Raw genomic sequence first — 24836 nt, 5'->3', positions numbered from 1 at the left:
CATCAATTCTTTGACTGAAAAACATTGAATCGCTTGACAAATGGTAGAAAAATAACTCCATAATCTCTGCAGTAGTGTTTTACCCATTACAGAAATTATAGAGCCCAAAAAGTTTGGAACTCCCCATCCCAAACTTTTTTACATCCCAAATCCTGTCACTATCACTCCTAAAAGACGCACACCTTTTGTCTGCTCGTCCAAGCTATCATAAATCTCATGTGCAATGCGCTCAATCTGCTCCGCATCTTGCGTTCTTGTCGCTAAGCTCTGCCTTTTTGTCAATGTTGAAAAATCCGCATAGCGAATCTTCAGAACAATCGTCCTACCAGATTTTCCATGCTTTTTTAAACTACGAGCTACCTTTTGTGATAAAAGGGTCAGCTCCTTTTTTATGTCGTCTTCGTTATGGAGCAATTTCCCATAAGTTCTTTCCTTGCCGATAGACTTACGAATACGGTTGACTTTTACTGGTGAATTGCTGATTCCTCTTGCCTTGCGATAAAGGTCAAATCCAAATCGGCCAAACAAGTCAATCAAGGTCATCTCAGGAATTTCTAATAAATCTGCTCCTATGTAAACGCCCATATCATGCAGCTTTTCCACCGTCTTTTTTCCAACACCGTAAAACTTTGCCACATCCATTTGAGAGAGAAAAGCTTCTGCTTCTTCTGGCAAAATAACCGTCAAACCGTGAGGTTTTTCATAGTCACTAGCTATTTTTGCCAAAAATTTATTGTAGGACACACCAGCAGAACTGGTCAAATGAAGCTCTGTCCAAATCTCATGCTGGATTAGCTTGGCTATCTTGACAGCAGATTTCATACCTAACTTATTTTTGGTCACATCCAGATAGGCTTCATCAATACTGATTGGCTCAATCACATCTGTATATCGTTTAAAAATGGCTCGAATTTGCTGACTGACTGCCTGATATTTCTCATAATTTCCCGAAATGAAAATCGCCTGTGGACAACGGTCATAAGCTTCTTTGGAGCTCATGGCTGAGTGAACACCAAACTTTCGTGCCTCATAATTGCAAGTCGAAACAACGCCTCGTCCGCCTGTCAAGCGAGGGTCAGCTCCGATGATAACCGACTTGCCTTTTAGTGCTGGATTGTCTCTTTCTTCTACGGAGGCAAAAAAGGCATCCATATCAATGTGAATGATTTTCCGAGACGTATCATTGATTAAGGGAAAAATTAACATCAATACAGCTCCTTTCTTGACTCTTTTCTTTCCTCCATTATACAATTTTTATCATTTTTTCCAAAATATTTGAAAATATGCTGATTTTTTCAAAAATATAATACAATTTACGCTGATTTTTTAATCTGTATTATAAAAGAAAGTGCTTTTATGGCCAGGTTCCATTTGTGGAAACGATTACTATATGATATACTTGTTTTATAAATGTAACAGATTTGTGTTACTAGAAAGATACAAGAGGAAAAAAACATGGTTGTTAAAACTGTTGTCGAAGCACAGGATGTTTTTGACAAAGCCTGGGAAGGCTTCAAAGGGGAAGATTGGCGCGAAAAAGCTAGCGTATCTCGTTTTGTACAGGCAAACTACACTCCTTATGACGGAGATGAAAGTTTCTTAGCTGGTCCAACTGAACGCTCTCTTCACATTAAAAAAATTATCGAAGATACAAAAGCACATTATGAAGAAACACGTTTCCCAATGGATACACGTGCTACTTCAATCGCTGATATTCCAGCTGGATACATTGACAAAGATAATGAATTGATTTATGGTATCCAAAATGATGAATTGTTCAAATTAAACTTCATGCCAAAAGGTGGTATCCGTATGGCGGAAACTGCTTTGAAGGAACATGGCTATGAACCAGATCCTAAGATGCATGAAATCTTCACAAAATACGTAACAACTGTAAATGACGGTATTTTCCGTGCCTACACAACAAATATCCGTCGTGCACGTCACGCACACACTGTAACAGGTTTGCCAGATGCTTATTCACGTGGACGTATCATTGGTGTTTACGCACGTCTTGCTCTTTACGGTGCAGATTACTTGATGGCAGAAAAAGTCGAAGATTGGAATGCTTTGACAGACATTGATGAAGAAACTATTCGTCTTCGCGAAGAAGTCAACCTTCAATACCAATCATTGAAAGAAGTTGTCCGCCTGGGTGACCTTTACGGACTTGATGTTCGTAGACCTGCAATGAATGTAAAAGAAGCTATCCAATGGGTGAATGTCGCTTTCATGGCTGTCTGCCGTGTCGTAAATGGTGCTGCTACTTCTCTTGGACGTGTGCCAATCGTTCTTGACATTTATGCAGAACGCGACCTTGCTCGTGGTACTTTCACAGAATCAGAAATCCAAGAATTTGTTGATGATTTCGTCTTGAAACTTCGTACTGTAAAATTTGCTCGTACAAAAGCATACGATCAACTCTACTCAGGTGACCCAACCTTCATCACAACATCTATGGCAGGTATGGGAAATGATGGTCGTCACCGTGTGACAAAAATGGACTACCGTTTCTTGAATACACTTGACAATATCGGTAACTCACCAGAGCCAAACTTGACAGTTCTTTGGACAGATAAACTTCCTTACTCATTCCGTCATTACTGCATGCACATGAGTCACAAACACTCTTCTATCCAATACGAAGGTGTAACAACAATGGCGAAAGATGGCTATGGTGAAATGAGTTGTATTTCATGCTGTGTATCACCACTTGACCCAGAAAACGAAGACCAACGTCACAACATCCAGTACTTCGGTGCTCGTGTAAACGTGTTAAAAGCTCTTCTTACAGGTCTTAACGGTGGTTACGATGATGTTCATAAAGATTACAAAGTATTTGATATTGACCCTATCAGCGACGAAGTACTTGAATTTGAATCTGTTAAGGCAAACTTTGAAAAATCACTTGATTGGTTGACAGACACTTATGTAGATGCTTTGAACATCATTCACTACATGACAGACAAGTACAACTACGAAGCTGTTCAAATGGCCTTCTTACCAACCCATCAACGTGCTAATATGGGATTTGGTATCTGTGGATTTGCCAATACAGTTGATACATTGTCAGCTATTAAGTATGCGACAGTCAAACCAATCCGTGACGAAAATGGTTATATCTACGACTACGAAACTACTGGCGAATATCCACGTTGGGGTGAAGACGATCCTCGCTCAAACGAATTAGCCGAATGGTTGATTGAAGCCTACACAACTCGTCTTCGTAGCCACAGACTTTACAAGAACGCTGAAGCAACTGTATCACTCTTGACGATCACTTCAAACGTTGCTTACTCTAAACAAACTGGTAACTCTCCAGTTCACAAAGGGGTTTATCTCAATGAAGACGGCAGTGTTAACTTGTCTAAATTGGAATTCTTCTCACCAGGTGCAAACCCTTCTAACAAAGCTCGTGGTGGTTGGTTGCAAAATCTCAACTCACTAGCTAGCCTTGACTTTGGTTATGCAGCAGACGGTATTTCATTGACGACACAAGTTTCACCTCGTGCTCTTGGTAAAACGCGCGAAGAACAAGTAGATAACTTGGTAACGATTCTTGATGGTTACTTTGAAAATGGAGGACAGCACGTCAACTTGAACGTTATGGACTTGAAGGATGTCTATGATAAGATTATGAATGGTGAAGATGTTATCGTTCGTATCTCAGGTTACTGTGTCAATACCAAATACCTTACTAAAGAACAAAAAACTGAATTGACTCAACGTGTCTTCCACGAAGTGCTTTCAATGGATGATGCCCTTAGCTAATTCAATTCTATTCTCAAAAACCAGTTGGAAATTCCAGCTGGTTTTCTTCTTTTTTATGCTATAATAGAGGTATTGTTAATTAAAAGAAAAGGGTGTAAAAATGGTGGAGAAAAGAGATGTAGAAAGGGAAGACAAATTTAATCTAACCGTTGATGTCCTGATGTTAGCAGGTACGCTTCTGCTTCAAAGTGGTTCTGAAATTTATCGGGTTGAAGATACCATGATTCGGATTGCTCATTCTCAAGGAATTATGGATTGTAATGCACTCGCAATGCCAGTTGCCATTTTCTTTTCAATTGAAAACACCAATATTTCGCGTATGAAACGCATTACTCATTCAAATTACAATATCGAAAAAGTGTGCGATGTCAATCAAGTATCGCGTGAACTGGTTAGCGGGGACATCAGTCTTGAAGATGCTTTTGAGAAATTAACTCAGCTAAAAAAGAAAAAGACACCTTACACAAACAGGCAACTGACATTTGCTGCTACTATTAGTGCCCCTTTTTTCTCTATAATGTTTGGTGGCAATCTCTATGATGCGCTCGGCGCTGCTCTTGCGACCTTCTTTGGCTTTGCCTTTTCTCTTTCGGTCAATAAATACGTGCGCATTCCTTTTGTCACAGCTTTTGCCGGAGCTTTTATTTTTGGTCTGCTGGCACAGATCTGGGCGCGCTATTCTGGCTTTCCTTCCAGTGCGGACTTAATCATCGCTGGTGCTGTCATGCCTTTTGTTCCCGGTATTGCTCTGACCAATGCCGTGCGTGATTTGATGACCAATCATCTCAACTCCGGAATGAGCAAAATCTTTGAAACGCTGTTGATCACTTTGGCACTCGGAGCTGGCACTTCCGTAGCTCTCGTCTTAATGAAATAAAAGGTGAAGCCATTGACTGTCTTACTACAAGCTGCAGCAAGTTTTCTTGCAATTGTAATGTTCTTAATCGTTTTAAATGTTCAAAAAAGAATGCTCATTCCAGGAGGAATCCTTGGAATGTTCATCTGGCTTTTGTATTATGTATTAAAAGGTCCAACAAATGTGATTATTGCTACGTTTATCGCAGCTATTATCGGATCTTGCATTAGTCAAGTTTTGAGCATTCTTTATAAAACCCCTGCTGTCGTCTTTATCTTAGCCATTTTAGCTCCATTGGTTCCGGGCTATCTTTCTTATCGTACAACGGCCTTTTTTGTCACTGGAGATTATAGTCATGCTATGGTTAATGCTACCTTGGTGGTGATTTTAGCCTTGGTCATTTCAATTGGAATGGCAAGTGGTACGGTGGTGCTCAGACTCTACCATTATCTGCAAAAGCATCGCTCCTCATAATTCGACATAACTCCTGAAAATGTCCCAAGTCTTTCTTTTCGCAAGAAGGCTTTTTTCTCAGTTTCCACTTTAATTATGATAAAATGGAATAGAATAAGTTTGGTATCAAACCGAAAAATATATAGAGGTAATGATGAACATTGGAATTGATAAAATTGGCTTTGCAACAGCCAATTATGTATTAAAATTAGAAAATTTAGCAGCCGCACGTAACATTGACCCAGAAAAACTAAGTAAGGGACTTTTATTAAAAGAAATTAGTATCGCCCCTGTCACAGAGGATATTGTAACCATGGGAGCGAGTGCAGCAGCGTCTATTTTGAACGAAGAAGATAAGCAAGCTATTGACATGGTCATCGTAGCCAGCGAATCTGGGATTGACCAAAGTAAGGCTTCTGCTGTTTTTGTTCATGGTCTACTCGGAATTCAGCCTTTTGCGCGTAGTTTTGAAATGAAAGAGGCTTGCTATAGCGCTACTGCTGCACTAGATTATGCGAAGTTGCACGTCGAAAAACACCCTAACTCAAAGGTGTTGGTCATTGCAAGCGATATTGCCAAATACGGTATTGAGACACCAGGAGAGCCAACACAAGGAGCTGGAGCAGTGGCTATGCTCATCACAAGTAATCCACGGATTCTCAGTTTTAATGAAGACAATGTTGCTCAAACACGAGATATTATGGACTTTTGGCGGCCAAATTATTCGACAACGCCGTTTGTCAATGGCATGTATTCTACACAACAGTATTTAGACAGTCTAAAAACAACTTGGGCGGAGTACCAAAAGCACAATCAAGTGTCCTTAAAAGATTTTGCAGCAGTTTGCTTCCATTTGCCTTATCCTAAATTAGCTTTAAAGGGTATGAAAAAGATTATGGATAAGAGTTTGCCAAGCGAGCAACAAGCACAACTGCAAGAAAATTTTGAGCAATCCATTCTTTACAGCCAAAAAGTAGGTAACATTTATACTGGTTCTCTCTTTTTAGGTCTCCTTTCCCTGCTTGAAAATAGTACAACACTCAAAGCAGGTGACCGCATTGCGCTCTTTAGCTACGGAAGCGGAGCTGTATCAGAAATCTTTAGTGGGCAGCTCGTAGCAGGCTTTGAGCAACAGCTTGAAACCAATCGTATGGAAATACTCAACAAGCGCACGCCTTTAAGCATTCCAGATTACGAGAAAATATTTTTTGAAGAAGCAAGTCTGGATGAAAATGGATCGGCCAGCTTTACGAACTATGAAAATCAAGACTTTGCTTTAGCAGAAATTGTTGAGCACCAACGCAGATATATCAAGGTGGAAAAATAATATGAAAATAAGTTGGACGGGCTTTTCAAAAAAATCGCTTCAAGAACGTTTGCAAATTTTAAAAGACTATCACTTACTAAACGAGGATAATCAAACAAACCTTGAGCATAATCACATGCTCCCTCTCTCAACAGCCGACCAAATGAGCGAAAATGTTCTGGCGACATTTGCTCTGCCCTACTCTTTCGTTCCTGATGTTGTGGTAGACGAGGAAGTTTATCAAGTACCTTTCGTAACAGAAGAGCCCTCTGTCGTTGCGGCTGCCAGCTTTGCAGCAAAAATTATTAAGCGCTCTGGGGGCTTCAAAACGACTATTCACAATCGCCAAATGATTGGACAAGTTGCTCTCTATCAAGTAGCAAATATTGAAGTAGCTATAAAAAATATCCAAAACCACAAGCAAGAGTTATTAGAATTGGCCAATCAAGCACACCCATCGATTGTCAACCGCGGTGGCGGCGCATGCGATTTACGTGTAGAATGGCTAAATGGCGAAGCTGAATTTTTAGTCGTTTATCTAACAGTTGACACCCAAGAAGCTATGGGAGCCAATATCCTCAATACCATGCTAGAAGCGTTGAAAACACCATTAGAAGAGTTGACTGGCGGTGAAAGCTTGATGGCAATTCTATCAAATTATGCAACGGAAGCCTTAGTAACTGCCACCTGTGAAATTGATATCCGTTTTCTCGACCGAAATAAGTCAGAAGCCCTTGATATTGCTAAGAAAATAGTGTTAGCAAGCCAATTTGCCAAGCAAGATCCTTATCGCGCCAGCACCCACAACAAAGGCATTTTCAATGGAATTGATGCTGTCGTATTAGCGACAGGAAATGACTGGCGGGCGATTGAAGCAGGCGCGCATACCTATGCTAGTAGAAATGGTTCCTATCAAGGATTGACTACTTGGTCAATCAAGGAAGCCACTCAAACGCTCTGCGGAGAGATTACTCTCCCGCTCCCTATTGCTACAAAAGGGGGTTCCATTGGGCTCAATCCTACGGTGGAAGTTAGCTTCGATTTGCTAAAACAACCAACCGCAAAAGAGTTCGCCAGTATTATTGCGTCTATCGGCTTAGCGCAAAATTTTGCGGCTCTAAAAGCGCTGGTCAGCACCGGCATTCAGCACGGTCACATGAAGCTACAAGCCAAATCTCTAGCTCTTTTAGCAGGAGCTAAGGATACAGAAATCGCTCCTCTGATTTCTCAGCTCGTTTCCGAGAAACATTTTAGTCTCAAAAGAGCACAAGAAATTTTAGAAAACATTCGTCAAAAATCATAGAAAAAAAGAATCCGATAAGTGAAAAAACTCATCGGATTTCTTTATTTAGTTGACCTTGTGCTTCTCGCAAACGTCCATACAAAAGATAAGGCACTTGTCTTAGCTCTCTCAAATTTTGGCAACCAAGTGCACACATAATCAAGCGCAAATCTTCTTTCCAACCGTTTACAATCGTGATGACTTCATCCACCGAATGCGTTTCAATCAATTCTAACATGGTGCGTGAAAGTCCTACAGCCTTAGCTCCTAACACAAAAGCCTTCACCATATCAAGCGGCTGCCGTACGCCACCACTCACCAAAATATCCATTTTATCCATCATCGGCTGAGCATTTAGTAAGGCTTGAAGCGTAGATTGTCCCCAATCATTGAGATAGTCTCGATTGCCGCCGCGTCTGTTTTCAATATAAGCGAAGCTCGTTCCGCCACGACCAGAAAGATCAACCGTTCGAATACCGAGGTCATAAGCAATTTCGATCGTTGCCAAATCCATACCAAAGCCAACCTCTTTCAATACTACTGGAACTGAACTTTGCTCTGCATAGTCTTTTAAATGTGCTCGCCAAGTTTTAAAAGAACGTTCTCCTTCTGGCATGAGCAATTCTTGTATGAGATTGACATGCACTTGCAAAAAAAGAGGGTGAAGGTCTGTGATTGCCTGCTGCCCTAAGGAATACGGCTTATCCACTCCAATATTCGTTGCAAGGAGCAGGTCGGACTTGCCTTTGCTGACAGCATAAGAATCATCTGTTGGATTATTCAAGGCAGCGCTGTAAGATCCTGTGACAAAAAGAATACCGCAAGCTTCTGCAACTTGTGCCAAGCGCTGATTGATGTCTTTCCCTTTCTCACTTCCACCTGTCATAGCATTGATGTAAAACGGAAATTCCCAATCTCTGCCTGCAAACTGCGTCGTCAAATCAATCTCGCCCAAATCATACTTAGGAAGCGAGCAATGAATAAGCTCCATGTCATCAAAACTATTATAAGGCGAATCGTACTCAAGCGCATATCTTATGTGTTCATCTTTACGATTTCGGCTCATCTATCCCACCTCTCCTTATATAAAACCTCGATTCCTGCCGCTTGCCAACGCTCCACTAAGATTTGACTGGCTTCGGAATCAAAAGACAAGGCTATGCCACAATCACCACCGCCAGCACCGCTGCTTTTTGCCACACAGTCCAATCCTTGACTAGACCTTTTTAAAGCTCTCAATTTTTCATTATAAATAGCAGGGCTCAGTTGCAGCAGGAGGCAACTAACTTTTTCTAGACTTTGCTTCACAATTTCTTTCTCACCAACAAACAACGCTTTCTCCAGTCGAAGGACTTCTTCTTGCGTTTGTGTTAAAAAGCTTGATGAGATTTTTGCTTTGACTTGATTGATGAGAACGCTAGAAATAGCTGGTTCTCTCGTCCAGCCCACGAGGAAATCACATGGAAGCTGTGGATGGATTGTCCGGATAATGTATCCCCAATCTTGTGTCACTATCTTTTCTAAAGGAAGCTCATTGATCTGCTCTGCTATTTTTTTTCGATTAAAAGATTGGTAATAAATCAAGTCCTCATAAGCGATACAAGCCACATCTCCCATTGAGCCATTGTCCCCACGTTTAAGAAGGACATAGGCTGCCAGCTTAAAGGTTTCCTCAGCAGATAACGCCAGACCATACAAGGCTGTTATTGCTCGTATGGTTAAAACTACGACACTCCCACTAGAGCCAAGACCAAATTTTTTTCCATCTTGCTCCATTTTTCCAGTAATGGTTAAGAAAAAGGGACGTAGTGAAATGAATCGAATTTGTAAAAACTCATTCATAACAGCAACCGTATCCTGAATGAGACTGTACTCATCATCAGGTGTCAAATCCACAGTATGGTCAAACATATCTGAAAACAACTGATAACGTTCAGAAAAATGAATTTTTCCCGTCATATAAATCGGAATATTTTTCAGAATCGCTCCTTGCCCTGCCGTCAAGACAGAATATTCTCCTGCTAAATATAATTTCCCACATGTTCTTACTGTCTTAGTCATCTGGTAATTCCTTCGTTTTAGAAACAATGAGATGATATCTTTCAGCAAATATTGGTACTAAATGTTCCAAATCTTCTTCTAAACACAAAACCTTTACATTTGGTCCTGCATCCATGGTGAAATAGCAGTGCTCTCCTTGACTGCGTAATTGTTTGATGAAGTCCATTGCTTCATAGCTTTTTTCGGTCAGGTAAGAAAACGCTGGCGTTGCTGTCTGAGTGGTAGCATGCATGGCAAGCGCATTTTTTTCTGTTAATTCTCCCACCTTAGCAAAATCATTGTTAGACAAATAAGTCAACATGGCTTTATAATCTTCTTCGGACTGTCTCACCCAATCACTAAATGTCGTGGAGGTTTCTGCACAGCGTTTCATTCCCTCACGACTTGAAATCGGCTTTTTATGATCATACAAAACCAGCATTATCATCGCTAATTTCAAATCTGTCTTTACTGGATAAATCTCTCCGCTATCCTTGTCCCAAGCTGCAATCGGTCCATAAAAACTCCGTGAGGAAGACCCAGAAGCTAATTTTGCTTTTTGTGCTTGCTCTTTTGTGGACAAGTGCAATTCAAAAAAGTCATTACAAGCCTTAACGAGCGCAGACAAACCGCTTGAACTAGATGAAAGCCCCGCTGCTGTCGGCATATTATTTTTTGTATCAATGCGTACAAATCCAGCTCCTTGAGGGCGAAAACGATCTACAATATTGCGCATTTTTTTATGTTCAGCTTGATCTTGCAGAACACCATTGATATAAAATTCATCTGACTGGGCACTCGCTGGTAAGCTAGACAGAGTTGTTTCTGTGTACATATTTTCCAAGGTCAAAGAAATACTGCTCGTTGCAGGAATTATCTTGACAGTATCTTTCTTACCCCAATATTTGATAATGGCAATATTGGCATAAGACCGCACCTTTACAGACTTTCGATCCATGTGTTTACCGCTCCTTTCTCCCTCAATAAATCAGCCAAACTGACAGCCTTTTCTTTGCTCGCCACTAGAGCGATAATGCAGCCACCTAGACCACCACCACTCATTTTCGCACCAAGTGCTCCATTTTCTTGCGCTGTAGCAACAAGCCAATCGGCTTCAGGGCAACTCACGCCTAGATTTTTTAAGCTGAGGTGAGCTTCTGACATGGCTATCCCGATTCTCTCTAAATCTTTTACTTTCAAAGCTTCTTCAACTTCATTGGTTAATTTTCCAAGCTGATGCAAATGTGGCAAAGCCCTTCTTCCAATACTTTCCACCTTTTGAATCGCTTCTCGTGTATGTCCATAAATCCCTGTGTCTGCAATCAAAAGATAAGCTCCAAGATTCGTCTCAAACTCTGAAAAACCAACATTTTTAATAAATTTAATAGCATGATTGCTCAAGCAAGTCTTAGCATCCAAACCACTCGGATTCATGTGGGCAATCATCTCTGCCCGATTTGCTAAAATCTCCAGAGTTTCCCTATCCAACTCCTGTTCATAATAATCAAAAACAGCTCGAATCGCAGCAATGCTCACTGCCGCAGAAGAACCCATTCCGCGTTTTTCAGGCACCATGGACTCAATCTCACAGCGAATATAAGCCTCTTGCACCCCTAGAAATTCCAAAGAAGCAAAAACCGCCATAGAAAGAGTATCTTCGTCATACAAAATCCACGCATGATCTGACGGCAAAATGCGACAAGTCACTTCAATATTAGTTAAAGGTAGAGCCAAAGCAGGGTAGCCATAGACAACGGCATGCTCCCCTATCAAAATAATCTTACTATGTGCCCGACCGACACCTACTTTTTTTGTCATATTCTCTCTACATCACAATACTTCATCTATTATTTTAATATAATTCATAGAAAAAAGCGATCGTTAGTAGTCAATTCCTTTTATATTCCAAACTAATTTATTTCAACTTTTAAAACAGCGAAAAGAGCAGGAAATCCAGCTCTTATCCTAACTGTCTTCATTTTACAGATTTTGTTTAATCAAATCCATGAGCTCATTGCGGTCTAAAATCCATTGTGCACGTTCGTCTTTCTCATACGTTCGGTTGGAAAGGAAGATGACCGCTTTCTGCTGTAAACGATTAAACATAATAAACGTTCCAGTATAGCCTGTGTGCTGCAACCACTCTTTGTCTAAATCCCAAGCAAGACTGCGTGTTTTTCCAATCTCCTTTGAGAAATTTTTTGTCAAAGTTGCTGCAAAGTCATCCTGTAAATAATGCTCCAAAAAGAGCTCCAAATCCCGAACTGTCGAAAACAAGCCTGCACTACCAGCATGTCTGCCCAACACATGCGCTTTGGGGTCATGTACAACTCCCGCCTTCACACCGCGAACCGTTGGCACCGCTTGCGCAACAGGTCCAAACGTTGTTTCTTTCATACCCCAAGACTGAAAAATTTTCCGCTCAAAAATGTCACTCAAAGAAGAATGAAAAATTTCTTCTACCATAAAACCTAGCAACAAAAAATTTACATCAGTATAACGAAAATGCTTGTTATCAAGCACTTTCAAATGATTTAGCGCCTCTTTCAATTCGACCGCATTGAGTGCATCTCGATTGGGGATAAAGGGATCTAGCCCTGATGTGTGAGCAGCCAGCTGACCTACCGTGACAGAATTGTCATGAAAAGCGGGATAATATTGTGTTAGCGGTGCATCTAAATCTAGTTTTTCCTCATGGAATAGAACAGCCAAAATCGTTCCGACACCCACAACCTTGCTGACACTCGCTAAGTCATAGACCAGTCCTGCTTGAGTCTTCTCACCTCGCTCAGGATTGCTCTCACCAAGATAATATTCTTGCCACTCTCCACGAGTATACAAAGCTAAGCTAGCTCCAGGATAGATTTGTTGTGCTATCTGTTCTCCGACTTTTGAGAGTATCTTGCTTGAACTCATACCGCTTCAATCCAAGCTTCAATTTGGCTCTCATCTTTGGTCAGGAAAAATTTTCCCGATTTAGGTATAAAATTTTCTCTTCCTTGAAATAAATCACGCAATGCTTCCACATCAAATTGCTCAACTGTAAATTTAACCATTGCCAAATCCCAAGTTTGAGTACTCTCCGTCAGCAAATCTGGTCCGCTTGCTTGTGAGAATGTTAGAATAGACTGATTTCCTAGCCATTCCTGATAAAAAGTGACTGCTTTTTCCTTATCTGGAGCATTGATATGAATCTGCTCTATAGTAAATTGACTGAGCCCAACAAAATCCTCTAATGGCGCAAATGCTGGTGCTATCATCACTCTCTGTAAGGCTGTCCAGTCTTTCTCGCTATGCAGCAAAAATCTATCTCCTTCTGGTGAAGTTGCTTCAAAAGCATAGCCATTATCACCTTGGTAAAGATAATCTACCTTGCTGCCACGCGCTAAAAGTGCTTCAATTTCTCGTGGATTGGCTACTTTGATGACAATTTTCGCTAATTTCTTAGTCCCAACAACTTTGCGAGTGCGCATACTGGGCGACTCCTCTAGCTGCAATTTTTCAACTTTTGTCTGATCTCCAAGGCTGACAAAAGCTCCTTCCTCTAGCAAATTTTTCATTCCTAAAGTTTGACAATAAAATGCGAGATTGTTTTTTCGATTATTGATTTTTAATACTGGTATCGTATTTACACTTTTATTTGTTGAACACATAAATTCCTCCAAGCCTTTCTATTTTAAATAATTTTTGTGTATTTTACAAATATTTATGTAAAAATAGAAAAAATTGTGCTATTACTGATAAATATTTTGTGCCACTACCAGCTCATTTGCCGACTCAAATTCATATTGAAGGTAAGACTGATAAGTTCCCGGCGCAATAATCCCACGCATATCTAAAATGGCTGTTCCAGCCTGTCCGATAATGCTATCGGCTAGCAGACAGCAATTGGTAGACAAGATAAAATAAGTCTTAAAACGACTTGTTTTAAACTTATATAAACGACCACCCAACTCATGCTTCAACTTATAAGCGTACGTGCGCTTACCATCTTTCAAATCTGCTGGTGGATTCCAGACTTCCAGCAACTCATCAATCTCAGCCAACCGCTTCTCCACAGCGCGCTTCTGTTCATCAGTCAGAGATAAACCATAGCCAAACAAGGTTTTTTTGCTTTCTTCTTTGCACAAGTCAATATAAGCATCTTTATCTACTTTAAACAAGACACCATCTCCAATCGTGCCGAATAAACGCTCTGAAAAAATATCATAACTACCATAGGAAACAACTTTTCCTTTATAGCAAATATCAACATGCCCAATCATCCCAAAAAGATTCTGGTCTGACGTATGGATCAGCACCTCTAAGTCAATGGGCTTTTCCTCGTCTCGGACACGACTATAAACCTTTTGTGGTTTCCTTTTTTCACCTTGCCAAAAACGATTAAAACGATTCAGTTGCTCTGCTGGGAAAAAGGCAGCGATAATGATAGGCAGGTTAATCCGAATACGGCGTCGAAGTTGTTTTTTCTCCACATCGGTGTTGAACATAAGACCGTCTCGAACGTTAGAAAAGCCTAGTAATATCAGATAAATACCAATAATCAAAAATTGCATCCTACCGTCCATGCTGGGAGAAAAGACAGGTGTCAGGCCAATCCCACCATAGAGAAAGGTATCAAAAAGATAACGAAAACCACCTTTTAACTTATTCTGCCGATAAAGAAGATATGTAATACCATAGATTGCCGCTGTACACAGCTGATAACAGCCCAATATAATAATGACAATATTGACTGGCAGATTGCTGGCACGGTTAAGAAAGCCAACAACCAGCCCTACCAAAACATGGAGGAGGGCAGAACCAAGACTGATACGATTTTGCTTCACTAAGAAACGGAAAAAAAGATTGATAACTCCAACAAATAAAAAGTAAATGACCAATAAATCTAGGGCAAATTTTGCAAAATCAACACCGTTTGCAATAATAATAACGCCAAAAAGAATCGCCAAAATACCGAACAATAGAGTCCGTCTCCCACTTAGTTTATCTAATTCCATTTCATCTCTCCCAAATAAAAGGTAGGAATGAGACAAAAATTGCTACTTTGAAAAAAATCAGTTTTGCTGTCTCACTCCCATTACTGTTGTTATCCTTACTCTTTAGTATAGTATTTTATCTTAGCAAGCGTCTAGTCACTTATCTATTTTTTCGCTCAATCTTATCTCTTCGTTATCAAAAAACGGCTCGTAACGAACCGTTTCTTTTTTGACAACTTATCCATAAATTATCTTGTAAAGTGCTACTGCAGCAATACCGGCAAGAATTGGAGATACGACTGGCACCCAAGCATACCACCATTTTGAATCTCCTTTGTGCTTACCAAGAACTGATTTTGGAAGAAGGAAATGAAGAATACGCGGACCTAAGTCACGTGCAGGGTTCAAACCTGGACCTGTAGGACCACCAAGTGACGTTACCAATGCCATGACAAGGAAACCAAGTGCTAAGTGGGCAACAGCAAGTCCGGCATTGATGTGAGAACCAATTGCAACTTTTCCTTGGATTTGAGTAGCATCCACTCCACGAGTAGCAGCATATTTAACAACTTCTGCACCAAAATAGTTTTTGGTCATAGCCATTGCTGCAAAGAACAAGATAAATGAACCAATAAATTCATTGACAAAACCATTTATCATAGAAGCAGCATGTGATTTCTTGCTTCCGTCATCCGTATTTACAATAGTTGAGAATGATCCCAAAATCGCATTAGGATTTGTTGTTTGCAAATAGTAAGGGCGGTGACTTGCTACTACTAACGCTTGTCCAAATATCGCTCCCAATAATTGTGCAATAATGTAAGGCGCAACTTGTGCCCAAGGGAAGTATCCGCTAATCGCAAGTCCTAGTGTGAATGCAGGATTGATATGATTCCCTGATACATTTCCAAACATAAGAGCAGGAATCATAACCCCCATACCATAACCAACTGCAATGACTAACCAGCCGCTTTGATGACCTTTGGTTCCCTTTAATTCAACGTTGGCAACAGCCCCGTTCCCCAAAATAATGAGAATTGCCGTTCCAAGGAACTCTGTAATATATTTCACAATCCATGTGACATCCATTTTTGTTCTCCTCTTTAATTAAAAAATTTTTAGACAAATCTTATTTTATCAGTTACAATGTATAATGTAAAGGTTATTTTTTGACAAAATGTAAAAAAGGAGTAAAAATATGCGTTACAACCAGTATAGTTATACACCAGAAACAAGCGAAAAAATCCTAGCTGAAATGGAAAGCATTGGATTTTCTTTCCGCCCAGAGCATTCTGATAAAGAAAATTTAGAAACTTTTGTACGTAGAACTTTTTTTAATTATAAAAATACAGACTATGCTTTAAAGTCTTTGGTTGCCAATTCAAATACAGACTTACTCAGCTTTTTTACGTCCAAGCAAGAATTGACAGCAGAGATTTTTTATACGATTGCTTTTCAATTACTGGAATTTGTGCCCTTTGTTGACTTTGATGAAGTAAAAACATTCCGCAAGGACATAAACTTTCCCATTACCTATGGAAATCTACTCGAAAATCTCTATCAATTGCTCAACACACGCACCAAAAACGGCAATCTCTTGATTGATAAACTAGTGAGCGACGGCTTGATCCCTGAAGACAATACCTACCACTATTTCAATGGTAAAAGTCTTGCGACCTTTACTAGCCATAATGCTATCCGCGAAGTGGTCTATGTGGAATCGCGCGTGGATACCGATGAAGATGAGCTGCCTGATTTGATTAAGGTCAGCATCATTCGTCCTCATTTTGATGGACAAATTCCTGCTGTCATGACTGCTAGCCCTTATCACCAAGGAACCAACGACAAAGCCAGCGACAAAGCACTTTATAACATGAATGTGAATTTGGTAAAAAAAGAGACCGAAAAAATCACCATCCATGACTCTGAAGTTTGCTTGGTTGAACCACAAGGCCAAGCAGTATTGGTGGAGCAATCAGAAGAAACACTCGGTCATATCGGTACTTACACGCTCAATGATTATTTGCTTTCACGCGGTTTTGCTAATCTATATGTATCGGGTGTGGGAACCAAGGACTCTGAAGGCCTCATGACCAGCGGAGATTATTATCAAATTGAAGCCTATAAAAACGTTATTGATTGGCTCAACGGTCGTTGCCGTGCGTTCACAGACCATACCAGACAGCGAGAAATCAAAGCCACTTGGTCCAATGGAAAGGTTGCTACAACAGGAATTTCTTACCTTGGAACCTTGTCAAATGGACTGGCTACGACTGGCGTAGATGGTCTTGAGGTCATTATTGCTGAAGCTGGAATTTCTTCTTGGTACAATTACTATCGTGAAAATGGCTTAGTGACGAGCCCCGGTGGCTATCCCGGTGAAGATTTTGACTCTTTGACAGAATTAACTTACTCACGCAATCTTCTAGCGGGCGAACGTCTTCGTCACAATGTCGAGTATCAAAAGAGCCTCAAAACATTAAAAGCAAACTTGGAGCGCGAAACGGGTGATTATAATCAATTTTGGCATGACCGCAACTATCTGATTCACGCACACAAGGTCAAAGCCGAAGTCGTCTTCACTCATGGCTCCCAAGACTGGAATGTCAAGCCGCTCAATGTGTACAACATGTTCCACGCCCTGCCACAAGACATCAAAAAACATTTATTTTTCCACAACGGCGCTCACATTTACATGAACAATTGGCAATCCATTGACTTTCGTGAATCTATGAATGCACTTCTCAGCAAGAAACTGCTGGGCTACAATTCCCACTTTGAATTGCCAACTGTGATCTGGCAAGACAATAGTCAAGCACAAAGCTGGCTGTCACTAAAGAATTTCGGCAATCAAGAGCACTACACTCATTTCAATCTAGGTAGTACTACTCAAGATATTCAAAATGCTTACTCTGATACAGACTACAAGCGTTTCAGCAAGACCTATCAAACCTTCAAAAATGAACTCTTTGACGGAAAAGTCAATCAAGTGACCGTTGACTTCACCTTAGAAAAAGACCTTTTCCTTAACGGTCCCGCTAAGCTCAATCTGCGCCTAAAATCCAGTACCGATAAAGGCTTGATTTCTGCACAGCTATTAGATCTTGGGCAAGCTAAACGCCTCACCCCAATTCCTGGCGTCCTTACACCAAAAGTCATGGACAATGGTCGCGTTTATATGCTGGATCATTTAATGGAATTACCTTTCAAAGAGACACCGCATCGCGTTGTGACAAAAGGATTTCTCAATCTGCAAAACCGCAACGATTTGCTAACAGTTGAAGAAGTCACACCAGACCAATGGTTAGAATTTTCTTTTGAATTGCAACCAACCATTTACAAAATGAAAATAGGCGATACACTTCGCCTTGTCCTCTACACAACCGACTTTGAGCACACCGTCCGCGATAATACCGACTATCATTTGACCATTGACCTAGCAAACTCTAGCTTAGATGTGCCAGATATGGTAAAATAAGATGTTAATGTTTGAAAATTAAGGAGAACCAAAACAATGATGAATATGCAATCAATGATGAAACAAGCACAAAAATTGCAAAAACAAATGGAAAAAGGGCAAGCCGAGCTTGTGGCGACAGAATTTGTTGGCAAATCCGCTCAAGATCTCGTGGTCGCAACTCTTACAGGTGACAAAAAAGTCGTCAAAATCGACTTCCAAGAAGCTGTTGTTGACCCAGAAGACTTAGAAACTTTATCTGACATGACAACCCAAGCTATCAACGCTGCCCTCGTAGAAATTGATGCCGCAACTAAGAAAAAATTAGGTGCCTTTGCAGGTAAAATGCCGTTTTAAAACAAATCTCAAAAAACTCACCCCCTCCTAGTTCATTGCTAAGAGGGGGCTATTTTATGTAAAATTAAAGAAATCAAAGGCTTTATTAAGGAGTAAGTCTGTATATTTTGGATTGTCTTTTAGCTCTTTAATGGAACTTTGTACCAGTTGAACATCGTCCGTTATGATACCGTCAACATTCAAGCGGAAAGATTTTGCAATGCTATTTACATCGTTGACCGTCCAATCATAGAGCAATTTATCTGCTTGCCACAACTTAGAAACAAAGTTTTCATCTAGTGTGGAGTATTCCATAGTATAACCACTGGCTTTGGTTCGTGGGAAGATTGTATTATAAGGCAGGATAAAAAAGCTTTTAATGCTAGCATCGTATTTCACAACTTTTTCAATCACGCAATAGTCCAATGAGTGCATTTGATGACCGTACTTTTTAATCGTTGGGCCATATTTTTTCAAAAAGCGCTCCATCATATCCGAAGAATCTTTTTTGCTGGTTTTGATTTCAATGAGCAACCGCTGTCCCAATTCGTTGGCACGTTTGAGATACGCATCAAAACTGGAAATTTTGGTCCGATAGCCATTTTCTGAAACATCTAAAGCAGTTAGTTCTGCCATGGTCAAATCCTGTGGACTTGCATTGACACCGGCCAAATTGAAAAGATTAGCATCATGCATCATGACAAATTGACCATCTTTTGTTTCTTGTACATCCATTTCAATGTAATCTAGTTTCAGCAAAGCCGTCTTTTCCAATGACTGAATCGTATTTTGTACACCATTTTCCTGCGACACTCCTCGGTGAGAAATCGTAACAGGAACCGTTTCTAATGGAAAAATGAGATACATATAACCTTCCACAGCAAAGAATATAGAAGCAATGGAAATCACAAGCCAGCGCAAAACGCGATCGAACTTCCTCCGCGGATAATCCGCCAAACCTTGCTCAGTCAGAAAAGAAACAAATTTAATCAAGAAATAGCTCAACATCAGATAGTGAGCATTCTTCAGCAACACATAATTCATCACACCAGCAATCGTTGACACTTGATTGGAATGACCGTCTGCAACATGCTGTAAAAAAAGAGAGGAAGAGCCATTCCAAAAAAAAGAGAAAAGTCTTGGTCACAATCCAAAACAACTGCCAAGAATAAAAGAAAGTTCGTTTTTTGGTCTTTTCTAAGCTGAACCGCACCGCTTCTCTTACGGAAGAATTTTCAAAAAAGATTTTGGGCAAGGCGAACATCAGCTTGACCGCAATCAATAACATCAGCCATACAAGTAGGGGCAGGACGACAGCACCCCCAAAAATACGTCTCTTTCAAATAAGTTAAGATAAAATTTGGAACTAAAATCTTGTTTATATAGTAAATTTTGAGGATTTTTCGGAGAAAATGAAAGAGCAGAGCGATGTAGAGCAAGACAAACAAGATTTTACTAGGACGTGCCTGCTTTAAGATGAGTAAACTGTCTGCTATGGTTTTCTTGGTAAACTTCAAGAGGGTTCGCTTGTCTTGAGTCAATAGATTGTGCGCTCCTAAAAAAAGAAGTGTGATTTGAACATAAGCGACCAACAGATTGGCTAAAAACAAGAGGATAAAAGCCAGAGTAACTAGAGGATGACTAGACAACACTCCAACTACATTGTTATACGACAGAAATTTAACCCGTCTGACGAAGCAAAGTACCTGCCGCAGCATAAGACGGATTAAGTCAGCATAATCTTGTTTTAATGCTTCAAAAGCTATTCTGACCTCTGTCGGAATCTCCACCCACTAGAATACTCCTACTAAACAGCACCCTGACATCAGCCTGTTTTAGGCTATATTTATCTTCTAAAGCTTTCTGTGTTAATTCTGGTAAATCTCGCTTCCCGCAAAAAGAAGCAAGAATATTGATATTTTTTGCGACTTTTTCTTTCATCACATCTTTCATTCTATAAAAAAATCTCAGTTTCTTCAACCGAGATTCTCTCTATCGTCCAAACAATCTTGCAAAAAAACCTTTCTGCTCTTGTGCTTGCACTTTTTCTTTAGCTTCGTCCAATTCTAATAGCAAAGTTTCACGCTCACTCATGGCCTTAGCAGTCAATTGCTGCTGCTGGTCTAATTGCTTGTCTTTTTCAGCAATTTGCACATCTTTCACGCGCAATTGCTCATCTTTTTTAGCTAATTGAGCATCTTTTGCTTTTAACTGGTCATACAAACGCACAATTTCTGCATTTTTCTCATCTACCAAAATTTCCATGAGTTCACGTTGCTTGACATCTTCGCTGACCGGTTCATCTTCAAAAATCGTCTTTTTGTAAATTTCTTCCAGCTTTATCAAACCGCTGCGCGTCACAACGGTGACCCCTTTTTCATTCTTGTCGGTATCTTCGGGCGCAAGAGTTTTGACCCGATTGTTCATCGCCTGACGGCTAATCCCTAAAATCTCGGCTAGCTCGCTGACTGTCTTTTCAATTGCCATAATTTCCTCTGAAACTTTTTCTAGATATATACCTAAATCTTATCATATCAAGGCTTAACTGTCAAATTCGCTCTGGATTTCAAGGAATTTCATCACATTTATGATACAATAAATTTGACATATTCATTTAAAGAAAGAAGCACAATGAACCATTTTGATACAATCGTGATAGGCGGAGGACCAGCTGGTATGATGGCTGCTATTTCCAGCTCCTTTCATGGACAAAAGACACTGCTCTTAGAAAAAAATAAACGCTTGGGTAAGAAGCTCGCTGGAACTGGTGGCGGACGCTGCAATGTGACGAATAACGGCACTTTAGAAGATTTATTAGCTGGCATACCAGAAAATGGGCGCTTTCTCTACAGCGTCTTTTCCCAGTTTGACAATCATGACATTATGAATTTTTTCACTGACAATGGTGTTGCACTCAAAGTAGAGGATCACGGGCGAGTTTTCCCAACAACAGATAAATCTTTTACAATTATTGAAGCATTAGAACGGAAAATGAAGGAGCTAGGCGTCACCATCATGACCCAGACGGAAGTGGTTTCTGTAAAGAAAAATGCGGATTACTTTATCATCAAGTCAAGTGAGCGCATTTGGAGCTGCGATCGATTGATTGTCACAACAGGTGGAAAATCCTATCCCTCAACTGGCTCTACTGGCTTTGGCTATGAGATTGCGCGCCATTTCAACCATACAATAACAGAGTTAGAAGCTGCAGAAAGCCCACTTTTGACAGATTTTCCACACAAGGCTTTACAGGGGATTTCATTAGCCAATGTCACCCTTCGTTATAATAAACACATCATTACCCATGACTTGCTTTTTACCCACTTCGGCTTGTCAGGTCCTGCCGCATTGCGGTTCTCCAGTTTCCTCAAAGGCGGTGAAACCATTTATTTAGATGTCTTACCACAGTTTTCTGCGGAAGATTTGGCAGCATTTTTAGAAAATAACCGAGAAAAATCGCTCAAAAATAGCCTCAAACAATTACTTCCTGAACGTCTGGCAGACTTTTTCGCGCAGCCATTCCTTAAAAAAGGCAAACAATTGACTGGAAAAGAAAAAGAAGAGCTCATTCAACAACTCAAAGCTCTACCAATTCCTATTACCGGCAAAATGTCTCTAGCTAAATCTTTTGTGACCAAAGGCGGTGTCAGTCTTAAGGAAATCAATCCCAAGACTTTAGAAAGCAAACTAGTTCCTGGGCTTTATTTTGCTGGCGAAGTGCTGGACATCAATGCTCATACTGGTGGATTTAATATTACAGTCGCTCTCTGTACTGGCTGGGTCGCTGGAAGTGTGGAATACTAAAAATAGAGCAGATGCTACCATGCAGAACATGTTGGCACCTGCCCTATTTTTTATTTTGCTTGTGTAACGTAGATGTGGATAATATCTGCTACATATTGGGCTGTTCCAACTCCAAATTGGTCAATATTTTTCTTAAATTCTGGATTTGCCACATAGCCTTTTCCAATAAAAGCGAAAACTTCCAGAGAGCAATCAAAGGCATAGGTATTCATTGCTTGAAATAACTGCTCGGCTTCTGATAAATTCTCTTGTGCTTCCACAGCTAGACCTTTTTGCATATTGTTAGCTAGATTGCGAAAAACTTTGTTAAATGCTTCCGTCATCTCAGTTTCTTTGCCAACTTGTCGTGCACGAGAATCGTCCATTACTTCTTGACCGTATGTTTCAACCGCTTGATGATAATAATTTGCATGATCTTCGTAGGTAAATCCAACAAATTTTTCTTGTGTCGTCATTTTTCTTTCTCCTTTTTGAGCTTGAATTGTCTTTTGTAAGGTGGAAATCAAGGTATCCAAATGTTCCCTTTCCTGCTGCAAAAACTGCAATTGCTTGTTCAAGTGAGGCAATAGTTCCTGCTCTTCCTGACTTAGCAGCTCTGCTATTTTCTTTAAAGAAAATCCAAGATATTTGTAAAATAAAATAATTTGCAGGCGCTCTAAATCTACTTCACTATAAAGGCGATACCCGTTTTCAGACTTTTGCGGCACAAGCAAACCTATTTTATCATAGTGATGCAGTGTTTTGACAGAAACACCTGAAAGCTGCGCAGCTTCTTTGATTTGATACATCATTTCCTCCTTACAAATCTCATTATAAACCCTCCCCTTAGATCAAAGTAAATACTTTTTTAAAAATATTTTCCTCCCAATATAGTTATCACAAAGTACGACCTTGCTTTTTACAAAAATCGCTAACGTTGCTTGCAAAGCAAATCTCAACACCATTCGCTTTTCAAACTTGGACGAACACTACTCAAACTAAAAGCTTCGTTTGCTTCCTTCACTACTTCAACAGCCTATTGGATTGTCGAAACCTTTCGAAGACGAGACTAACAACTACAAATTTTCAATTTTTAAACTCTAATTGATCTAGATAAGATCACAAATCAATTAAGGAAGAAAAGAAAATTGTAACAAACATTGACTTGAATTATATCAAACTTGGTATGTCTTAAAAGTTAGACTTAAAAAGAAGTTATAAAGAAAAATTAGCAGATTTATGGAGAAACAATAAAAAAACTATTTGAAGATAAAGCAATAGTTGATATAAAATCGACAGAATATCAAAGAACCATGAATATCCATGGGGAAACTGTTGGATATGATTACTTAAGTAGAATCAATTCAACAATTAGAAAAACTATACAATTAGTGCAATCTGATAAGATAGTTCTTGATGATTTCACAAGTAACGTAGAACGCTTCGTAGGAAAGGAAACTCAAAAAAACGAGGAAAAATATATTCATAGTGTTGAGGATTATCATAGATTAGTAAACTATCTGGAAGAAAAATTAGATTATGAGACAACAGTTATATATCATGTTCTATATATCATAGCTAAAACAGGCATGAGGTATGGAGAAGCAAGTGATATAACTGATGATGATACAAAGTTAGAAGACCATTATTTATACACACATAGAAGATATAACACTGCGACATGGGGGGACGAAAGCAAAAAATGATACTCCATACGAGCAGTACCAATAGATGATAAAACAGTTACTGTTCTGCCTAACATGATAAAAGAACGAAAAAGAATAAACTCATTACTACAAATAAAAACAAAGAGAAATTTCTCTTCTTTCACTATGGTCTAGAACAAGGACTTAGACACACTTATGGCTCATATTTACTTCATAGTCATATAGATATGGGAGTTGTGGCTAAAATTTTAGGTCATAAAGATATCCAAATGTTGATAAAGGCATATGGTCATACTATGACAGAAAGAATTGATAAAGAGTTCAAAGAGGTAGAATCTATCATGGATAGACTATAATTGGGGTACAATTTGGGGTACGATAAAGAAAAACATCAAAAAAAGCCTTGTGTATCAAGACTTTTTCTAAACTCAAGCAATACCGGCGGCCGGGGTCGAACCGGCACGTCCTTGCGGACACTGGATTTTGAGTCCAGCGCGTCTGCCAATTCCGCCACGCCGGCAAAGTTAAACTGGGGTAGCTGGATTCGAACCAACGCATGAGGGAGTCAAAGTCCCTTGCCTTACCGCTTGGCTATACCCCAATAATATAAAATAGGCGAGTGATGGGGATCGAACCCACGCATGCCAGAGCCACAATCTGGTGTGTTAACCACTTCACCACACCCGCCATATTCACAATAAACACGGGCAGTAGGAATTGAACCCACACTGAAGGTTTTGGAGACCTTAGTTCTACCTTTAAACTATGCCCGTAAAGGTATGGAAGGGGAGGGATTCGAACCCCCGAACCCGAAGGAGCGGATTTACAGTCCGCCGCGTTTAGCCTCTTCGCTACCCTTCCTGATATTAAACTAATATGGCGCGAGACGGAATCGAACCGCCGACA

19 protein-coding genes, 5 tRNA genes and 3 pseudogenes are annotated in these 24836 nt (G+C 40.0%); 9 read left to right on the top strand and 18 right to left on the bottom strand.

Annotated elements, in window-relative coordinates:
• Positions 1 to 138 precede the first annotated feature (138 nt).
• The gene (gene dinB, locus HMPREF2933_RS08585; protein ID WP_070672800.1) at positions 139 to 1206 is read right to left on the bottom strand and encodes a DNA polymerase IV; all 1068 of its coding nucleotides are present in this window, start codon (positions 1204 to 1206) and stop codon (positions 139 to 141) included.
• Between the two features lie 249 nt (positions 1207 to 1455).
• On the opposite strand from dinB, the gene pflB reads away from it, so the two are divergent.
• The 5 genes from pflB to HMPREF2933_RS08560 all read left to right on the top strand — a co-directional run bounded on the left by pflB (position 1456) and on the right by HMPREF2933_RS08560 (position 7689).
• The gene (gene pflB / locus HMPREF2933_RS08580) at positions 1456 to 3771 is read left to right on the top strand and encodes a formate C-acetyltransferase (RefSeq protein WP_024051454.1); all 2316 of its coding nucleotides are present in this window, start codon (positions 1456 to 1458) and stop codon (positions 3769 to 3771) included.
• A 100-nt stretch (positions 3772 to 3871) separates the two neighbouring features.
• Positions 3872 to 4648: a threonine/serine exporter family protein gene (locus HMPREF2933_RS08575; protein ID WP_070672797.1), complete on the top strand. Its 777-nt coding sequence runs from the start codon at positions 3872 to 3874 to the stop codon at positions 4646 to 4648.
• A gap of 3 nt (positions 4649 to 4651) precedes the next feature.
• A complete protein-coding gene (locus tag HMPREF2933_RS08570) occupies positions 4652 to 5101 on the top strand; it encodes a threonine/serine exporter family protein (RefSeq protein WP_118138964.1) in 450 nt (149 codons plus the stop codon).
• 133 nt (positions 5102 to 5234) lie between these two features.
• Positions 5235 to 6407 (top strand): hydroxymethylglutaryl-CoA synthase, encoded by a 1173-nt coding sequence (locus HMPREF2933_RS08565; protein WP_024051457.1) that lies wholly within the window; start codon positions 5235 to 5237, stop codon positions 6405 to 6407.
• 1 nt (position 6408) lies between these two features.
• Positions 6409 to 7689: a hydroxymethylglutaryl-CoA reductase, degradative gene (locus HMPREF2933_RS08560; protein WP_070241495.1), complete on the top strand. Its 1281-nt coding sequence runs from the start codon at positions 6409 to 6411 to the stop codon at positions 7687 to 7689.
• A gap of 28 nt (positions 7690 to 7717) precedes the next feature.
• On the opposite strand, the gene fni is transcribed toward HMPREF2933_RS08560, so the two are convergent.
• From fni to gla, 8 genes are all read right to left on the bottom strand, one after another.
• Complete coding sequence (fni, locus tag HMPREF2933_RS08555) at positions 7718 to 8734, bottom strand: type 2 isopentenyl-diphosphate Delta-isomerase (RefSeq protein WP_024053170.1); 1017 nt, start codon at positions 8732 to 8734, stop codon at positions 7718 to 7720.
• Positions 8731 to 9729 carry a phosphomevalonate kinase gene (locus HMPREF2933_RS08550; RefSeq protein ID WP_024053171.1) on the bottom strand — a complete coding sequence of 333 codons (999 nt, stop codon included), beginning with the start codon at positions 9727 to 9729 and terminating at the stop codon, positions 8731 to 8733. The genes fni and HMPREF2933_RS08550 overlap by 4 nt, the downstream gene beginning before the upstream one ends.
• Positions 9722 to 10666 carry a diphosphomevalonate decarboxylase gene (mvaD, locus tag HMPREF2933_RS08545; RefSeq protein ID WP_024053172.1) on the bottom strand — a complete coding sequence of 315 codons (945 nt, stop codon included), beginning with the start codon at positions 10664 to 10666 and terminating at the stop codon, positions 9722 to 9724. The genes HMPREF2933_RS08550 and mvaD overlap by 8 nt, the downstream gene beginning before the upstream one ends.
• Positions 10648 to 11526 carry a mevalonate kinase gene (mvk, locus tag HMPREF2933_RS08540; RefSeq protein ID WP_024053173.1) on the bottom strand — a complete coding sequence of 293 codons (879 nt, stop codon included), beginning with the start codon at positions 11524 to 11526 and terminating at the stop codon, positions 10648 to 10650. The genes mvaD and mvk overlap by 19 nt, the downstream gene beginning before the upstream one ends.
• Positions 11527 to 11688: 162 nt before the next feature.
• Positions 11689 to 12624, bottom strand: coding sequence for a serine hydrolase domain-containing protein (locus HMPREF2933_RS08535; RefSeq protein WP_024053174.1), 936 nt, complete (start codon positions 12622 to 12624; stop codon positions 11689 to 11691).
• A complete protein-coding gene (locus HMPREF2933_RS08530; protein ID WP_024053175.1) occupies positions 12621 to 13361 on the bottom strand; it encodes a CppA N-terminal domain-containing protein in 741 nt (246 codons plus the stop codon). Before HMPREF2933_RS08530 ends, HMPREF2933_RS08535 begins: the two co-directional genes overlap by 4 nt.
• Positions 13362 to 13442: 81 nt before the next feature.
• Entirely contained in the window at positions 13443 to 14708 is a 1266-nt protein-coding gene (locus HMPREF2933_RS08525; protein WP_070241493.1) for a hypothetical protein, read from the bottom strand.
• A 216-nt stretch (positions 14709 to 14924) separates the two neighbouring features.
• Entirely contained in the window at positions 14925 to 15776 is an 852-nt protein-coding gene (gene gla, locus HMPREF2933_RS08520) for an aquaglyceroporin Gla (RefSeq protein WP_024053176.1), read from the bottom strand.
• A gap of 109 nt (positions 15777 to 15885) precedes the next feature.
• Here gla and HMPREF2933_RS08515 point away from each other — a divergent pair, with 109 nt between their 5' ends.
• Both HMPREF2933_RS08515 and HMPREF2933_RS08510 read left to right on the top strand, forming a co-directional pair.
• The gene (locus HMPREF2933_RS08515) at positions 15886 to 18165 is read left to right on the top strand and encodes a Xaa-Pro dipeptidyl-peptidase (RefSeq protein WP_024053177.1); all 2280 of its coding nucleotides are present in this window, start codon (positions 15886 to 15888) and stop codon (positions 18163 to 18165) included.
• A gap of 36 nt (positions 18166 to 18201) precedes the next feature.
• Positions 18202 to 18501: a YbaB/EbfC family nucleoid-associated protein gene (locus HMPREF2933_RS08510; RefSeq protein WP_024053178.1), complete on the top strand. Its 300-nt coding sequence runs from the start codon at positions 18202 to 18204 to the stop codon at positions 18499 to 18501.
• Positions 18502 to 18555: 54 nt separating this feature from the next.
• Here the strand turns inward: HMPREF2933_RS08510 and HMPREF2933_RS08505 are convergent.
• The 3 genes and pseudogenes from HMPREF2933_RS08505 to HMPREF2933_RS08495 form a co-directional block, all read right to left on the bottom strand.
• Positions 18556 to 20193, bottom strand: a pseudogene (locus HMPREF2933_RS08505) (glycerophosphoryl diester phosphodiesterase membrane domain-containing protein); the annotation flags it as partial.
• A 69-nt stretch (positions 20194 to 20262) separates the two neighbouring features.
• Positions 20263 to 20433 (bottom strand): annotated as a pseudogene (locus tag HMPREF2933_RS08500) (YdcF family protein); the annotation flags it as partial.
• Positions 20434 to 20472: 39 nt separating this feature from the next.
• Positions 20473 to 20967, bottom strand: a complete 495-nt coding sequence (locus HMPREF2933_RS08495; RefSeq protein WP_003027119.1) for a DUF536 domain-containing protein — start codon at positions 20965 to 20967, stop codon at positions 20473 to 20475.
• Positions 20968 to 21111: 144 nt separating this feature from the next.
• Here HMPREF2933_RS08495 and HMPREF2933_RS08490 point away from each other — a divergent pair, with 144 nt between their 5' ends.
• Positions 21112 to 22284, top strand: coding sequence for an aminoacetone oxidase (locus HMPREF2933_RS08490; RefSeq protein WP_024053182.1), 1173 nt, complete (start codon positions 21112 to 21114; stop codon positions 22282 to 22284).
• A gap of 50 nt (positions 22285 to 22334) precedes the next feature.
• On the opposite strand, the gene HMPREF2933_RS08485 is transcribed toward HMPREF2933_RS08490, so the two are convergent.
• The gene (locus tag HMPREF2933_RS08485; RefSeq protein ID WP_024053183.1) at positions 22335 to 23072 is read right to left on the bottom strand and encodes a MerR family transcriptional regulator; all 738 of its coding nucleotides are present in this window, start codon (positions 23070 to 23072) and stop codon (positions 22335 to 22337) included.
• 364 nt (positions 23073 to 23436) lie between these two features.
• On the opposite strand from HMPREF2933_RS08485, the pseudogene HMPREF2933_RS10025 reads away from it, so the two are divergent.
• Positions 23437 to 24286: pseudogene (locus HMPREF2933_RS10025) on the top strand (site-specific integrase); the annotation flags it as partial.
• Positions 24287 to 24366: 80 nt separating this feature from the next.
• On the opposite strand, the gene HMPREF2933_RS08475 reads toward HMPREF2933_RS10025, so the two are convergent.
• The 5 genes from HMPREF2933_RS08475 to HMPREF2933_RS08455 form a co-directional block, all read right to left on the bottom strand.
• A tRNA-Leu gene (locus HMPREF2933_RS08475) sits at positions 24367 to 24450 on the bottom strand.
• A 9-nt stretch (positions 24451 to 24459) separates the two neighbouring features.
• Positions 24460 to 24531: transfer RNA gene (locus tag HMPREF2933_RS08470), tRNA-Gln, on the bottom strand.
• 13 nt (positions 24532 to 24544) lie between these two features.
• Positions 24545 to 24617: transfer RNA gene (locus HMPREF2933_RS08465), tRNA-His, on the bottom strand.
• 15 nt (positions 24618 to 24632) lie between these two features.
• A tRNA-Trp gene (locus tag HMPREF2933_RS08460) sits at positions 24633 to 24703 on the bottom strand.
• Positions 24704 to 24710: 7 nt separating this feature from the next.
• Positions 24711 to 24791: transfer RNA gene (locus tag HMPREF2933_RS08455), tRNA-Tyr, on the bottom strand.
• Between the last annotated feature and the right edge of the window lie 45 nt (positions 24792 to 24836).

Origin of the sequence: Streptococcus sp. HMSC066F10 (assembly GCF_001813805.1) — a bacterium.
Lineage (GTDB): Bacteria > Bacillota > Bacilli > Lactobacillales > Streptococcaceae > Streptococcus > Streptococcus vaginalis.
Note: the sequence above shows the minus strand (reverse complement) of the source record. Positions and strands in the feature narration are given on the sequence as shown.

Coding starts and splice junctions, on each gene's coding strand:
- HMPREF2933_RS08550 (WP_024053171.1), bottom strand. CDS start 9,729: ATGACTAAGACAGTAAGAACATGTGGGAAATTATATTTAGCAGGAGAA.
- dinB (WP_070672800.1), bottom strand. CDS start 1,206: ATGTTAATTTTTCCCTTAATCAATGATACGTCTCGGAAAATCATTCAC.
- HMPREF2933_RS08510 (WP_024053178.1), top strand. CDS start 18,202: ATGATGAATATGCAATCAATGATGAAACAAGCACAAAAATTGCAAAAA.
- HMPREF2933_RS08490 (WP_024053182.1), top strand. CDS start 21,112: ATGAACCATTTTGATACAATCGTGATAGGCGGAGGACCAGCTGGTATG.
- HMPREF2933_RS08560 (WP_070241495.1), top strand. CDS start 6,409: ATGAAAATAAGTTGGACGGGCTTTTCAAAAAAATCGCTTCAAGAACGT.
- HMPREF2933_RS08530 (WP_024053175.1), bottom strand. CDS start 13,361: ATGTGTTCAACAAATAAAAGTGTAAATACGATACCAGTATTAAAAATC.
- HMPREF2933_RS08525 (WP_070241493.1), bottom strand. CDS start 14,708: ATGGAATTAGATAAACTAAGTGGGAGACGGACTCTATTGTTCGGTATT.
- HMPREF2933_RS08495 (WP_003027119.1), bottom strand. CDS start 20,967: ATGGCAATTGAAAAGACAGTCAGCGAGCTAGCCGAGATTTTAGGGATT.
- mvaD (WP_024053172.1), bottom strand. CDS start 10,666: ATGGATCGAAAGTCTGTAAAGGTGCGGTCTTATGCCAATATTGCCATT.
- mvk (WP_024053173.1), bottom strand. CDS start 11,526: ATGACAAAAAAAGTAGGTGTCGGTCGGGCACATAGTAAGATTATTTTG.
- HMPREF2933_RS08565 (WP_024051457.1), top strand. CDS start 5,235: ATGAACATTGGAATTGATAAAATTGGCTTTGCAACAGCCAATTATGTA.
- fni (WP_024053170.1), bottom strand. CDS start 8,734: ATGAGCCGAAATCGTAAAGATGAACACATAAGATATGCGCTTGAGTAC.
- pflB (WP_024051454.1), top strand. CDS start 1,456: ATGGTTGTTAAAACTGTTGTCGAAGCACAGGATGTTTTTGACAAAGCC.
- HMPREF2933_RS08485 (WP_024053183.1), bottom strand. CDS start 23,072: ATGTATCAAATCAAAGAAGCTGCGCAGCTTTCAGGTGTTTCTGTCAAA.
- HMPREF2933_RS08535 (WP_024053174.1), bottom strand. CDS start 12,624: ATGAGTTCAAGCAAGATACTCTCAAAAGTCGGAGAACAGATAGCACAA.
- HMPREF2933_RS08575 (WP_070672797.1), top strand. CDS start 3,872: ATGGTGGAGAAAAGAGATGTAGAAAGGGAAGACAAATTTAATCTAACC.
- HMPREF2933_RS08515 (WP_024053177.1), top strand. CDS start 15,886: ATGCGTTACAACCAGTATAGTTATACACCAGAAACAAGCGAAAAAATC.
- gla (WP_024053176.1), bottom strand. CDS start 15,776: ATGGATGTCACATGGATTGTGAAATATATTACAGAGTTCCTTGGAACG.